Origin of the sequence: Ferrovibrio terrae, from assembly GCF_943372915.1 — a bacterium.
Lineage (GTDB): Bacteria > Pseudomonadota > Alphaproteobacteria > Ferrovibrionales > Ferrovibrionaceae > Ferrovibrio > Ferrovibrio terrae_A.
Genome location: NZ_CALSAN010000024.1, coordinates 53,330 through 67,071, shown reverse-complemented (window position 1 = coordinate 67,071; position 13,742 = coordinate 53,330). Strand labels below are relative to the sequence as shown.

The 13,742-nt window shown below is 62.4% G+C and carries 10 protein-coding genes, 1 tRNA gene and 1 pseudogene; all 12 read left to right on the top strand.

From position 1 onward, the window contains the following. Window positions 1–148, top strand: a pseudogene (gene tuf, locus AAG821_RS16160) (elongation factor Tu); the annotation flags it as partial. Between the two features lie 27 nt (window positions 149–175). Continuing rightward, window positions 176–252, top strand: a tRNA-Trp gene (locus AAG821_RS16155). Window positions 253–295: 43 nt separating this feature from the next. After that, window positions 296–493, top strand: coding sequence for a preprotein translocase subunit SecE (gene secE, locus AAG821_RS16150; RefSeq protein ID WP_341899182.1), 198 nt, complete (start codon window positions 296–298; stop codon window positions 491–493). 5 nt (window positions 494–498) lie between these two features. Then, the gene (gene nusG / locus AAG821_RS16145; RefSeq protein ID WP_341899183.1) at window positions 499–1,029 is read left to right on the top strand and encodes a transcription termination/antitermination protein NusG; all 531 of its coding nucleotides are present in this window, start codon (window positions 499–501) and stop codon (window positions 1,027–1,029) included. A 158-nt stretch (window positions 1,030–1,187) separates the two neighbouring features. After that, window positions 1,188–1,622, top strand: a complete 435-nt coding sequence (gene rplK, locus AAG821_RS16140) for a 50S ribosomal protein L11 (RefSeq protein WP_341915009.1) — start codon at window positions 1,188–1,190, stop codon at window positions 1,620–1,622. A 12-nt stretch (window positions 1,623–1,634) separates the two neighbouring features. Next, window positions 1,635–2,348, top strand: a complete 714-nt coding sequence (rplA, locus tag AAG821_RS16135) for a 50S ribosomal protein L1 (protein WP_341915011.1) — start codon at window positions 1,635–1,637, stop codon at window positions 2,346–2,348. Between the two features lie 339 nt (window positions 2,349–2,687). Next, a complete protein-coding gene (gene rplJ / locus AAG821_RS16130) occupies window positions 2,688–3,197 on the top strand; it encodes a 50S ribosomal protein L10 (RefSeq protein WP_341915007.1) in 510 nt (169 codons plus the stop codon). Window positions 3,198–3,260: 63 nt separating this feature from the next. Beyond that, complete coding sequence (gene rplL, locus AAG821_RS16125) at window positions 3,261–3,635, top strand: 50S ribosomal protein L7/L12 (RefSeq protein ID WP_341915005.1); 375 nt, start codon at window positions 3,261–3,263, stop codon at window positions 3,633–3,635. A 252-nt stretch (window positions 3,636–3,887) separates the two neighbouring features. Beyond that, window positions 3,888–7,985, top strand: a complete 4,098-nt coding sequence (gene rpoB / locus AAG821_RS16120) for a DNA-directed RNA polymerase subunit beta (protein WP_341915004.1) — start codon at window positions 3,888–3,890, stop codon at window positions 7,983–7,985. Between the two features lie 38 nt (window positions 7,986–8,023). Further along, on the top strand, window positions 8,024–12,346 hold the full coding sequence (rpoC, locus tag AAG821_RS16115; protein WP_341915002.1) for a DNA-directed RNA polymerase subunit beta': 4,323 nt from the start codon (window positions 8,024–8,026) through the stop codon (window positions 12,344–12,346). A gap of 99 nt (window positions 12,347–12,445) precedes the next feature. Beyond that, the gene (locus tag AAG821_RS16110) at window positions 12,446–12,889 is read left to right on the top strand and encodes a hypothetical protein (protein WP_341915000.1); all 444 of its coding nucleotides are present in this window, start codon (window positions 12,446–12,448) and stop codon (window positions 12,887–12,889) included. A gap of 41 nt (window positions 12,890–12,930) precedes the next feature. Next, entirely contained in the window at window positions 12,931–13,710 is a 780-nt protein-coding gene (gene recO, locus AAG821_RS16105) for a DNA repair protein RecO (protein WP_341914998.1), read from the top strand. Window positions 13,711–13,742: the final 32 nt, after the last annotated feature.

Below are 13,742 nucleotides of genomic sequence, written 5' to 3'. Positions count from 1 at the left end.
CGGCGTTGAGATGGTGATGCCGGGCGACAACGTTTCGATGGAAGTCGAGCTGATTGCGCCGATCGCCATGGACGAAGGCCTGCGTTTCGCGATCCGCGAAGGCGGCCGCACCGTCGGCGCCGGCGTCGTCGCCAAGGTCATCGCGTAAGCGACGGCCTCGGTCTGACGCGCATGCAGGGGTGTAGCTCAACTGGCTAGAGCACCGGTCTCCAAAACCGGGGGTTGGGGGTTCGACTCCCTCCGCCCCTGCCAGCGTGGCAGACGTAAACGAGTTTGAGTTTAGGATAACAAGGCGATGGCGAAAGTCAGTCCGATCGAGTTTTTCCGGCAAGTCCGGCAGGAGACCACAAAGGTCACCTGGCCGAGCCGTAAGGAAACCCTGATCACCACGGCCATGGTGTTTCTGATGGGCCTGGTCGCCGCGCTGTTCTTTTTTGTGGTCGACACGATCCTGCGCTTCGGTGTGCAGATGATCCTCGGCCTGGGGAGTTAAAGACGATGGCGGCGCGCTGGTACATCGTCCATGTCTACGCGAACTTCGAGAAGAAGGTCGCGCAGGCGATCCGCGATGGCGCGGCACAGAAGGGCATGGCCGATCACTTCGAGGAAGTGCTCGTCCCGACCGAGGAAGTGGTGGAAGTCCGCCGCGGCCAGAAGGTCAATGCCGAACGCAAGTTCTTCCCTGGCTATGTGCTGGTGAAGATGGAAATGACCGACGAGACCTATCATCTCGTCAAGAATACGCCGAAGGTCACCGGCTTCCTGAGTTCGGGCGGCAAGCCGTCGCCGATCACGGAGGCCGAGGCGCAGCGTATCGCCAATCAGGTGAAGGAAGGCGTGGAGCATCCCAAGCCTTCGGTCACCTTCGAGGTGGGCGAGCAGGTGCGTGTGGCCGATGGCCCGTTCACGTCGTTCTCCGGCGTGGTGGAGGAAGTGGACGAAGAGCGCGCCCGCCTCAAGGTGGCAGTGTCGATCTTCGGTCGCGCCACCCCGGTGGAGTTGGAATACAGCCAGGTCGAGAAGCTCTGACCTGACTGCTTGAGTACCCGGACACAGTATCGTCCGGTTCACCGCGTGGGAGACAGCTAAGGTCCAGATTCGCCGGACCGACCCTGTCGCACCGCGCATCCGCTCGCAGAAGCGCCCTCCTGGACAGAGGCCGTTTCTAAGCAGGAAAGGAAGTCAGTATGGCGAAGAAGATTGACGGCTATATCAAGCTGCAGGTTCCGGCCGGCAAGGCCAACCCGTCGCCGCCGATTGGCCCCGCGCTCGGCCAGCGTGGCGTCAACATCATGGAATTCTGCAAGGCCTTTAACGCGCAGACCAAGGATCTCGAGCAGGATATGCCGATTCCGGTGGTGATCACCGTGTATTCGGACCGTTCGTTCACCTTCATCACCAAGACCCCGCCGGTGACCTACTTCCTCAAGAAGGCCGCCAACATCAAGTCCGGTGCGAAGACCACCGGCCGTGGCGACAAGGTCGGTTCGGTGACGATGGATCAGGTGCGCGAGATCGCCAAGGCCAAGATGAAGGATCTCAACGCTCACGACGTTGATGCGGCTGCCCGCATGATCGTTGGTTCGGCCCGCTCGATGGGCCTGGACGTTCGTGGCGAATAAGGGGAGATCCGGATCATGACTCAAGGTAAGCGTTACACTGCCGCCGCCAAGACGGTGAACCCCGACCATCGCTACGGCCTCGAAGAAGCCGTGAAGATGGTGAAGGCCAATGCCAAGGCGAAGTTCGATGAGACCATCGAAATCGCCATGAACCTCGGCGTCGACCCGCGCCATGCCGACCAGATGGTCCGCGGCGTGGTCACCATGCCGTCGGGCACCGGCAAGACCGTGCGCGTCGCTGTCTTCGCCAAGGGCGCGAAGGCTGAGGAAGCCAAGAAGGCCGGTGCCGACCTGGTTGGCGCCGACGATCTGGCCGAGATCATCAACACCGGCAAGATCGAGTTCGACCGCTGCATCGCCACGCCTGACATGATGGCTGTGGTCGGCAAGCTGGGTAAGGTGCTGGGCCCGCGCGGCCTGATGCCGAACCCCAAGCTCGGCTCGGTCACCATGGATGTCGCCGGCGCGGTGAAGGCCGCGAAGGGCGGCCAGGTTGAGTTCCGCGTCGAGAAGGCGGGCCTGCTGCATGCCGGTATCGCCAAGGCGTCGTTCACCGAGGCCCAGATCCTCGCGAACGTGCGCGCCTTCCTCGATGCCGTGAACAAGGCCAAGCCGACCGGCGTGAAGGGTCATTACGTGAAGAAGATCGCGCTCTCCTCGACCATGGGTCCGGGTGTGCGCCTTGAACTGAGCGATGCCATGGGCGGCGACAAGGCTGCCGCCTAAGCATTGAAGAGTTTCGCCGGGCCTTCCGCAGGGAAGGGCCGGCGAAGCGGTATTTCGGGTAACCGCAATACCGCAACCTGTCCGAGACTGCAGGCCCCCGGAAGCTTTTTAGCCGAAGGGTTTAATGGACATGGCCACCTGCATAGACGGGGAACAGGATTTTCTAGGCTCCGGTCACGACCGGAGCCGTGAAGGTTCGAGCCCTGGGACAGGCGAACCGGGTGATCGGTTTGCCGCATTTCGACAAGGCTGGAAACAGCTGCGTCGGGGCGACCAAGTCGATCGCTCAAGTGCCAACCAGGATCAGGGCAACCTGATTCCTTGTTTAGGAGACGAGCAGTGGATCGTGCTCAAAAACAGGAGATGGTGACCGTCCTCAACCAGGTCTTTAAACAGGCCGAAGTTGTGGTGGTAACCCAGAATGCCGGTCTGACCGTCGCTCAGGTAACTGAGCTGCGTCGTCAGATGAAGGCTGCTGGCGCCAGCTTCAAGGTCGCGAAAAACCGTCTTGTCTGTCTTGCCCTCGAGGGCACGCCCTACGCATCCCTGAAGAACCTCTTCAAGGGTCCGACCGGCATTGCATATGCCAATGATCCGGTCGCAGCAGCGAAGGTCGCCGTGGAGTTCGCCAAGAAGAACGAGAAGTTCCTCGTTGTTGGCGGCGCCATGGGCGAAACCGTCCTGAATGCTGAGGGTGTGAAAGCCTTGGCGACCTTGCCGTCGCTCGACGAACTGCGCGGCAAGATCATCGGCCTGCTCAACGCGCCTGCGACCAAGGTCGCCGGCGTCGTGCAGGCGCCGGCTGGCCAGTTGGCCCGCCTGCTCAATGCGTATGCCACCAAGGGTTAAGGCCGCAAGCCGAACCGTAACTGTCTAACCAGGTATCGAACCTACCAACTAGGAGTCACTAAAATGGCTGATTTGAACAAGATCGTCGACGAGCTGTCGACTCTGACCGTCCTCGAGGCTGCTGAGCTCGCGAAGCTGCTCGAAGAGAAGTGGGGCGTCTCCGCCGCTGCTCCGGTTGCCGTTGCCGCTGCTGGCGGTGGCGCTGCTGCCCCGGCCGCTGAAGAGAAGACCGAGTTCAACGTGATCCTCGCCGATGCCGGCGCGAACAAGATCAACGTGATCAAGGAAGTGCGTGCCATCACCGGCCTGGGCCTCAAGGAAGCCAAGGATTTGGTCGAAGGCGCGCCGAAGGCCGTCAAGGAAGGCGTCAACAAGGACGACGCCGCCAAGATCAAGGCCCAGCTGGAAGCCGCTGGCGCCAAGGTCGAAGTCAAGTAATACGCCTAAAGGTGGCGGGGCGGGTCCGGTGTGGACCTGCCCCGTCATTTCCCTTGTACAGGGGCTGCCCTATATCCGGGGCATATTTGATCGATACACACCCCGGCCGCCGCGGGTTTTTGGCGGGTCAGTGCAGTACCGGATCTTTGGGCGCGGCGATCGCCCGGCGGGATAATGGGCCCGTGAAATTCATCGCTGGTCCGGAACTGCGCGGCGTGACAGACGCCGCATCATGAGAGATTTGGAACAGACATGACCTTGTCGTTCACCGGCCGCAAGCGCGTTCGCAAAAGCTTCGGGCGCATCCCGAGCGTGACCTCGATGCCGAACCTCATCGAGGTTCAGAAGAGCTCCTACGACAGCTTCCTGATGATGACCGATGCTGCCGACAAGCGCCCCGATGCGGGCCTGCAGGCGGTGTTCAAGTCGGTGTTCCCGATCAAGGATTTCAGCGACAGCTCGTCGCTCGAATTCGTCAAGTACGAGTTTGAGGCGCCGAAGTACGATGTCGACGAGTGCATGCAGCGCGGCATGACCTTTGCCGCGCCGCTGAAGGTGACGCTCCGCCTGATCGTCTTCGAAGTTGATCCCGACACCCAGGCCAAGTCGGTCAAGGGCATCAAGGAGCAGGACGTGTACATGGGCGACATGCCGCTCATGACCGACAAGGGCACCTTCATCATCAATGGCACCGAGCGCGTCATTGTCTCGCAGATGCATCGCAGCCCGGGCGTGTTCTTCGATCACGACAAGGGCAAGACCCATTCCTCGGGCAAGTATCTCTACACCGCCCGCGTGATTCCCTATCGCGGTTCGTGGCTCGATTTCGAGTTCGATGCCAAGGACATCGTGCATGTCCGCATCGACCGTCGCCGCAAGCTGCCGGTCACCACGCTGTTCTTCGCGCTCGGCCTGACCCAGGAAGAGATTCTGGATGCCTTCTACAAGAAGGTGATCTACAAGCGCGACAAGAAGGGCTGGCGCACCGACTATAATGCCGAGCGCATGCGTGGCGTGCGCCTTAACAACGACCTGATCAATGCCAAGACCGGCAAGGTGATGGTCGAGGCCGGCACCAAGGTGACCCCGCGCCTGGCCAAGAAGCTGGCGGAAGAGGGGCTTAAGGAGCTGATCGTCTCGCCGCAGGACATGGTCGGCAAGTACAACTCGCTCGACATCGTCAACGAAGAGAGCGGCGAGATCTATCTCGAGGCGGGCGAGGAGCTCGACGTCAAGAAGATCGAGCTGCTGGAAGCCGCCGGCATCGAGCAGATCTCGGTGCTCGACGTCGACCACGTCACCATCGGTTCCTACATCCGCAACACCATGGTTGCCGACAAGCACCAGGGCCGCGAGCAGGCGCTGTTTGAAATCTATCGCGTCATGCGTCCGGGCGAGCCGCCGACGATGGACACCGCCGAGGCACTGTTCCACGGCCTGTTCTTCGATCCGGAGCGCTACGACCTCTCGGCCGTCGGCCGCGTCAAGATGAACGCGCGCCTCAGCCTGGAAGCCGACGACACCGTGCGCGTGCTGCGCACCGAGGACATCCTGGCCTGCGTGCGTACGCTGACCGAACTGAAGGATGGCCGCGGCGAAATCGACGACATCGACCATCTCGGAAACCGTCGTGTGCGCTCGGTCGGCGAGCTGATGGAAAACCAGTACCGCATCGGCCTGGTCCGCATGGAACGTGCGATCCGCGAGCGCATGAGCTCGGTCGAGATCGACACGGTCATGCCGCATGACCTGATCAATGCCAAGCCGGCTGCCGCTGCCGTGCGCGAGTTCTTCGGCTCGAGCCAGCTGTCGCAGTTCATGGATCAGACCAACCCGCTGTCGGAGATCACCCACAAGCGCCGCCTCTCGGCGCTTGGCCCGGGCGGTCTGACCCGCGAGCGCGCCGGCTTCGAGGTGCGCGACGTGCATCCGACGCATTACGGCCGCATCTGCCCGATTGAGACGCCGGAAGGCCCGAATATCGGTCTGATCAACTCGCTGGCCACCTATGCCCGCGTCAACCAGTACGGCTTCATCGAGAGCCCGTACCGCCGCGTGCGCGACGGCAAGGTCACCGACGAGGTGATCTATCTGACCGCGATGGAAGAGGGCAAGTACACCATTGCCCAGGCCAATGCGGAAGTGGATGCCAAGGGCAAACTGGCCGGCGACCTGGTCTCCTGCCGCCGCAACGGCGACTTTGTCATGGTCCGCCCTGAAGGCATCGACTTCATGGACGTGTCGCCGAAGCAGCTGGTTTCGGTTGCCGCGGCGCTGATCCCGTTCCTTGAGAACGACGACGCCAACCGCGCGCTGATGGGCTCGAACATGCAGCGTCAGGCCGTGCCGCTGGTGCGCGCCGAGGCGCCGCTGGTCGGTACCGGCATGGAAGAGGTTGTGGCCCGCGATTCCGGCGCCACCATCGTCGCCAAGCGTAGCGGCGTGGTCGACCAGATCGACGGTACCCGTATCGTCGTGCGCGTCTCGGAAGAGACCGACATGTCGAAGTCGAACGTCGACATCTACAAGCTGCTGAAGTTCCAGCGCTCGAACCAGAACACCTGCATCACCCAGCGTCCGCTGGTTAAGGTGGGCGATCAGGTGCAGGCCGGCGACATCATCGGCGACGGTCCCTCCACCGAGCTGGGCGAGCTGGCACTGGGCCGTAACGTGCTCGTCGCCTTCATGCCGTGGAATGGCTACAACTTCGAAGATTCGATCCTGATCTCGGAGCGCATCGCCAAGGACGACGTCTTCACCTCGATCCATATCGAGGAATTCGAAGTCATGGCCCGCGACACCAAGCTCGGGCCTGAGGAAATCACCCGCGACATCCCGAACGTCGGCGAGGAAGGCCTCAAGAATCTCGATGAGGCCGGCATCGTATATATCGGCGCCGAGGTGCATCCGGGCGACATCATGGTCGGCAAGATCACGCCGAAGGGCGAAAGCCCGATGACGCCGGAAGAGAAGCTGCTGCGCGCCATCTTCGGCGAAAAGGCTTCGGATGTGCGCGACAGCTCGCTGCGCGTGCCGCCGGGCGTTTCCGGTACGGTCGTGGAAGTACGCGTCTTCTCCCGCCATGGCGTGGAGAAGGACGAACGCGCGCTCGCCATCGAGCGCGCCGAAATCGAGCGCCTGGCCAAGGACCGTGACGACGAGAAGGCGATCATCGAACGCTCCATCTATGCCCGTCTGCACGAGCTGCTGCTCGGCAAGCAGGCCGACAAGGGCCCGAAGGGCTTCAAGGATGGCGGCAAGATCACCGAGGAAGTTCTGCATGAGCTGACCCCCGGCCAGTGGTGGCAGATCAGCGTCAAGAACGAAAAGAACATGGCCGACATCGAGGCCTTGAAGAAGCAGTATGACGCGGCGACCAACCGCATCCAGAAGCGCTTCGAGGACAAGGTGGAGAAGCTGCAGCGCGGCGACGAGCTGCCTCCTGGCGTGATGAAGATGGTCAAGGTCTTCGTGGCGGTGAAGCGCAAGCTGCAGCCCGGCGACAAGATGGCCGGTCGTCACGGCAACAAGGGCGTCGTCTCGCGCATCGTGCCCGAGGAAGATATCCCCTACCTCGAGGACGGCCAGCCGGTCGATATCGTGCTGAACCCGCTCGGCGTGCCCTCGCGCATGAATGTCGGTCAGATTCTCGAAACCCATCTCGGTTGGGCTTCGGCGGGTCTCGGCCGCCAGATCGGCGAGATGCTCGACAAGGTCAACCGCAATGCGGCCAAGGCTGAAGAGCTGCGCCGCGTGCTGAAGGGCATCTATTCCAAGCAGGAATATGCCGACCGTATCGCCGACCTCTCGGACGATCAGCTGCTCGAGCTGAGCGCCAACCTGCGTCGCGGTGTGCCGATGGCCACCCCGGTGTTCGATGGTGCGCATGAGCCCGACATCGTGGAGATGCTGGAGAAGGCCAATTTCGACAAGTCGGGTCAGGTCACCCTGATCGACGGCCGCACCGGCGAGCCCTTCGACCGCAAGGTCACCGTGGGCTACATCTACATGCTGAAGCTGCATCACCTTGTCGACGACAAGATCCATGCCCGTTCGATCGGCCCCTACAGCCTCGTCACCCAGCAGCCGCTGGGCGGTAAGGCGCAGTTCGGCGGCCAGCGCTTCGGTGAAATGGAGGTCTGGGCACTCCAGGCCTACGGCGCGGCTTACACCCTGCAGGAAATGCTGACTGTGAAGTCGGACGACGTTGCCGGCCGCTCGAAGGTTTACGAGTCGATCGTGCGCGGCGACACCAACTTCGAGGCCGGTATTCCGGAATCGTTCAACGTGCTGGTCAAGGAGATGCGGTCGCTCGGCCTGAATGTCGAGCTGTCGCAGCGCTCCTACTGATCGCCACGCACCCTTTCCTCCGATAGGAGACGATAGACATGAACGAACTTAGCAACGTTTTCGGCCAGCCGCAGAACGCCCAGGCTTTCGACCAGATCCAGATCTCGATCGCATCGCCGGAGCGCATCCGCTCCTGGTCCTACGGCGAGATCAAGAAGCCTGAGACCATCAACTACCGCACCTTCAAGCCGGAGCGGGATGGCCTGTTCTGCGCCCGCATCTTTGGCCCGATCAAGGATTACGAGTGCCTGTGCGGCAAGTACAAGCGCATGAAGTATCGCGGCGTGATCTGCGAGAAGTGCGGCGTCGAAGTCACGCTGTCGAAGGTCCGGCGCGAGCGCATGGGCCATATCGAGCTGGCCTCGCCGGTGGCGCATATCTGGTTCCTCAAGTCGCTGCCCTCGCGCATCGGCCTGATGCTGGACATGACGCTGAAAGACCTTGAGCGCATCCTGTATTTCGAAAACTACGTCGTGGTCGAGCCGGGCCTGAGCCCGCTCAAGCAGTTCGATCTGCTGACCGAGGAACAGCTGTTCCGCGCCCAGGAAGAGTATGGCGATGATGCCTTCGTCGCCAAGATCGGCGCCGAGGCCATCCGCGACCTGCTGATCGCGCTCGACCTGGAAAAGGAGCGCGAGAAGATCCGCGAGGAGCTGGCCGAGACCACGTCTGAGCTGAAGCCGAAGAAGCTGGTCAAGCGCCTGAAGCTGGTGGAAGCCTTCATCGACTCCGGCAACAAGCCGGAATGGATGGTGCTGACCGTGGTGCCGGTGATTCCGCCGGAGCTGCGTCCGCTGGTGCCGCTGGACGGCGGCCGCTTCGCCACCTCGGATCTGAATGATCTGTATCGTCGCGTCATCAACCGCAACAACCGCCTCAAGCGGCTGATCGAGCTGCGTGCGCCCGACATCATCGTGCGCAACGAAAAGCGCATGCTGCAGGAAGCCGTCGACGCCCTGTTCGATAACGGCCGTCGCGGCCGCGTCATCACCGGCGCCAACAAGCGTCCGCTGAAGTCGCTCAGCGACATGCTGAAGGGCAAGCAGGGCCGCTTCCGTCAGAACCTGCTCGGCAAGCGCGTCGACTATTCTGGCCGTTCGGTCATCGTCGTCGGTCCGGAGCTGAAGCTGCACCAGTGCGGCCTGCCGAAGAAGATGGCGCTCGAACTGTTCAAGCCCTTCATCTACTCCAAGCTTGAGCTGCGCGGCCTGGCCGCCACCGTCAAGATGGCGAAGAAGATGGTGGAGAAGGAGCGTCCGGAAGTCTGGGATATCCTCGAAGAGGTCATCCGCGAACATCCGGTGCTGCTGAACCGCGCGCCGACCCTGCATCGTCTGGGCATCCAGGCTTTCGAGCCGACCCTGATCGAAGGCAAGGCGATCCAGCTGCATCCGCTGGTCTGCGCCGCCTTCAACGCCGACTTCGACGGTGACCAGATGGCGGTGCACGTGCCGCTGTCGCTTGAAGCCCAGCTCGAAGCCCGCGTGCTGATGATGTCGACCAACAACATCCTCAGCCCCGCCAACGGCAAGCCGATCATCGTGCCGTCGCAGGATATCGTGCTCGGCCTCTATTACACCACGATGGAGCGCAACAGCCCGCTGGGCGATGTCCTCAAGATGAAGGACATGAACGCGCTGCTGAAGGCCTGGGCCGAAGATGACGTCGTCATCTACGATGCCAAGACCAAGGTGGAAGTGCCGAAGACTGCGGTGAAGGCCGAGCTGGAGCGTATCCTCCAGGGCGGCGCCATTGTTGAGAAGACCCCGGTCTTCTCGACCATCGCGGAAATCCAGCAGGCGCTGGATGCCAAGGCCATTACCCTGCATCACCGCATCAAGGCCCGCCTCAACACGGTGGATGCCGATGGCAACCCGATTGTTGCCCGCGTCACCACCACGCCCGGCCGCATGCTGCTGAGCGAGATCCTGCCGCGTCACAAGAACGTGCCGTTCCGGGTCATCAACCAGCAGCTGACCAAGAAGGAGATCACCAACGTCATCGACGTGGTGTATCGCCATTGCGGCCAGAAAGAGACCGTCATCTTCTGCGATCGCATGATGGCGCTCGGCTTCACCCGCGCCTTCAAGGCCGGCATTTCGTTCGGCAAGGACGACATGGTCGTGCCGCTGACGAAGGAGAAGCATATCGACGACACGCGCAAGCTGGTCGGCGAATACGAGCAGCAGTACCAGGATGGTCTGATCACCCAGGGCGAGAAGTACAACAAGGTGGTCGATGCCTGGTCGCAGTGCACCGACCGCGTCGCCGACGAGATGATGAAGGTCATTCAGACCGACATCGACCAGGTCACCGGTCAGCGCAAGCCGATCAACTCGATCTGGATGATGGCCCATTCCGGCGCCCGTGGTTCGGCCGCCCAGATGAAGCAGCTCGCCGGCATGCGCGGCCTGATGGCCAAGCCGTCGGGCGAGATCATCGAAACGCCGATCATCTCGAACTTCAAGGAAGGCCTCACCGTGCTCGAGTATTTCAACTCGACCCACGGCGCCCGTAAGGGTCTGGCCGACACCGCCTTGAAGACCGCCAACTCGGGTTACCTGACCCGTCGCCTCGTCGACGTGGCGCAGGACTGCATCATCACCGAGGAAGATTGCGGCACCGAGCGCGGCCTGACCGTGCGCGAGGTCGTCGAGGGCGCCGAAGTTATCGCCACCCTGGGCGAACGCATCCTCGGCCGCACCCCCAGCACGGATGTGAAGCATCCGCTGACCGGTGAGGTGCTGATGAAGGCTGGCGAACTGATCGAGGAAAAGGACGTCGACATCATCGAGACGGCTGGCGTGGAATCCATGCTGATCCGTTCGGTGCTGACCTGCGACTCCGAGACCGGCGTCTGCGGCAAGTGCTACGGCCGCGATCTGGCCCGCGGTACCAAGGTCAACATCGGTGAGGCTGTCGGCGTGATCGCCGCGCAGTCGATCGGCGAGCCGGGCACCCAGCTGACCATGCGTACCTTCCACATCGGCGGCACCGCCCAGGTGGCGGAGCAGTCGAGCCTGGAAGCCGCCTATGATGCGACCATCAAGGTTGCGAACCGCAACCTGGTGACCGACAGCCAGGGCCGCTTCGTGGTCATGGGCCGCAACTGTGAAGTCATCCTGGTCGACCAGAACGGCCGCGAGCGCGCCCGCCACAAGGTGCCTTACGGTGCCCGTCTGGTGGCCGACGAAGGCGGCAAGGTCAAGAAGGGCCAGCGCATCGCCGAATGGGATCCTTACACCCGTCCGGTCATCACCGAGCGCGAGGGCGTCGTGAACTATCGCGACCTCGTCGAAGGTGTGTCGATGCGTGAAGCGACCGACGAGTCGACCGGTATTTCCTACAAGGTCGTCTCCGACTGGAAGCAGAACCCGAAGGGCAGCGAGCTGCGTCCGCGCATCACGCTGCGCAACGACAAGGGCGAGATCCTCATGCTCGTCAGCGGTTCCGAGGCCCGGTACTACCTCTCGGCCGACGCCATTCTGTCGGTTGAGGACGGCGCCCAGGTGCATGCCGGTGACGTGCTGGCGCGTATCCCGGTGGAAGGCACCAAGACCCGCGACATCACGGGCGGTCTGCCGCGCGTGGCGGAGCTGTTCGAGGCCCGCCGTCCGAAGGATCACGCGGTCATCGCGGAGATCGATGGTCGCGTCGAGTTCGGCAAGGATTACAAGGCCAAGCGCCGCCTGATCCTGAAGCCGGCCGAAGAGGGCGTCGATCCGGTCGAATACCTGATCCCGAAGGGCAAGCATATTGCCGTTCAGGAAGGCGACTTCGTGCGTGTCGGCGACCATCTGCTCGATGGCAACCCGGCCCCGCATGACATCCTGAAGGTGCTCGGCATCGAGGCGCTGGCCAACTATCTCGTCAACGAGATCCAGGAGGTCTACCGTCTGCAGGGCGTGAAGATCAACGACAAGCACATTGAGGTGATTTGCCGCCAGATGCTGCAGAAGATCGAGATCACCGACCCGGCCGAGACCACCTTCCTGATCGGCGAGCAGGTCGACCGCAGCGAGTTCGAAGAGGTGAATGCCAAGACCGAAGCCGAAGGCCGCAAGGTGGCCAAGGGCATGCCGGTTCTGCTCGGCATCACCAAGGCGAGCCTGCAGACCCGGTCGTTCTTCTCGGCGGCCTCGTTCCAGGAGACCACCCGCGTGCTCACCGAAGCTGCCGTTGGCGGCAAGGTCGACAAGCTGATCGGTCTGAAGGAAAACGTGATCGTCGGTCGCCTGATCCCGGTCGGCACCGGCGCCATCATGAACCGCATGAAGGGCTTGGCTGCCCAGCGCGATCGCGATTTCGCCGATGCGCTGGAAAGCGAACTGCAGGCTGCTGTCGGCGACGCCGCCGAGTAAGTCTTCGGGTTCATAGCGAATAGAGAAGGGCGGTCCTTTGGGCCGCCCTTTTTTTGTCGTTTTTCCAGGTGCAGGATGCTGGCAGGCAAGGGGGCTGCGATGATCCGTCTTTTCCTGGTTCTGGCATTACTGCTGAGCGGCATTCAGCAGGCATTGGCTTGCTCGCGCGCGCCCGGCATGCCCGAGCCGACCGATGAAGATCTTTTCAGAGAGGCATCGGCCGTCTTTGTCGCCAGAGTCTATAAAACTGAAGAAGCGATCGACAATGTCGGTCCTCGAAATAGTCCGGTACCGATCGTGATTGGAACATTCCGGCCAGGTGAGATTTTTAAGGGTCGGCCTCCGGCTGACAATACAGTGCGGGACTTTACGCCCGGACCAGGTAATTGTGGCCTGATGCTGATGGCTGGTGTTGATTACCTCTTCTTTCTACAAGAACAGACACGCAATTATGTTCCTTGGCCGCACGGCTCCCGAGGGTTCTTCAACATAAATGCGACAGAACCGCAGAAGCTGTTCGAGAAACTGCGAACCCTTAAATAGGTCGGCTTGCCGCTTCGGCCGAATCACCCTAAGCCATTCACATGGACTGGCAGGATGAAGGCGTTGTCTTAAGCGTTCGCCATCACGGCGAAAGCGCCCGGATCGTGACATTGCTGACCGAGGCGCATGGGCGCCATGCCGGACTGCTGCGCGGCAGCGGCGCCAGCCGTGGCGGCAGCATCCAGGTCGGCCAGATCGTGCGGGCCGACTGGCGCGCGCGGCTGTCGGAACAGCTTGGCTATTACACGCTGGAATCGCTCGGCCATCCCGGCGCCATGATGCTGGACGATCCGGCGCGCCTGGCCGCCTTGCGCGCCAGTTGCGCCCTGATCGATGCCGCCGTGTCGGAACGCGAGCCGCATCCGAATCTCTTTGCCGCCACCCGCACGCTGTTCACCCTGATGGCCGAGATGGATGATCCGGGCGACTGGGGTGCGCTCTATGTGCGCTGGGAAACCGGCCTGCTGGCCGAGATGGGCTATGGCATCGACCTGCAGAGCTGTGCCGCCACCGGCGCCACAACCGACCTGACGCATGTGTCGCCGCGCACCGGCCGTGCGGTCTCGGCCGGTGCGGCGGCGCCCTATGCCGGTCGCCTGCTGGCGCTGCCGGGCTTTCTGGTGCCGGGGCGAGGCGGCGAATCGTCTGCCGATTCGCTGCCGCCGGATTCTGCGATCAGGGCCGTGCAGGATGGCCTCGCGCTCACCGGGCATTTCCTGGAAAACCGCCTGTTCGCCCAGTTGCATGCCGCGGTTCCGCAGGCCCGGGCGCGCCTGCTGGAGGTCCTGCGCGGCCAGGCGCAGACCCCGGCCCAAAAGTAGAAAGCCTGCGCCGTCTGGTGTAGAAAGCGCGT

Bases quoted from the DNA above. Each gene is read 5' to 3' on its own strand.
- secE (WP_341899182.1), top strand. From the start codon at position 296: ATGGCGAAAGTCAGTCCGATCGAGTTTTTCCGGCAAGTCCGGCAGGAG.
- nusG (WP_341899183.1), top strand. From the start codon at position 499: ATGGCGGCGCGCTGGTACATCGTCCATGTCTACGCGAACTTCGAGAAG.
- rplK (WP_341915009.1), top strand. From the start codon at position 1,188: ATGGCGAAGAAGATTGACGGCTATATCAAGCTGCAGGTTCCGGCCGGC.
- rplL (WP_341915005.1), top strand. From the start codon at position 3,261: ATGGCTGATTTGAACAAGATCGTCGACGAGCTGTCGACTCTGACCGTC.
- rpoB (WP_341915004.1), top strand. From the start codon at position 3,888: ATGACCTTGTCGTTCACCGGCCGCAAGCGCGTTCGCAAAAGCTTCGGG.
- rpoC (WP_341915002.1), top strand. From the start codon at position 8,024: ATGAACGAACTTAGCAACGTTTTCGGCCAGCCGCAGAACGCCCAGGCT.
- AAG821_RS16110 (WP_341915000.1), top strand. From the start codon at position 12,446: ATGATCCGTCTTTTCCTGGTTCTGGCATTACTGCTGAGCGGCATTCAG.
- recO (WP_341914998.1), top strand. From the start codon at position 12,931: ATGGACTGGCAGGATGAAGGCGTTGTCTTAAGCGTTCGCCATCACGGC.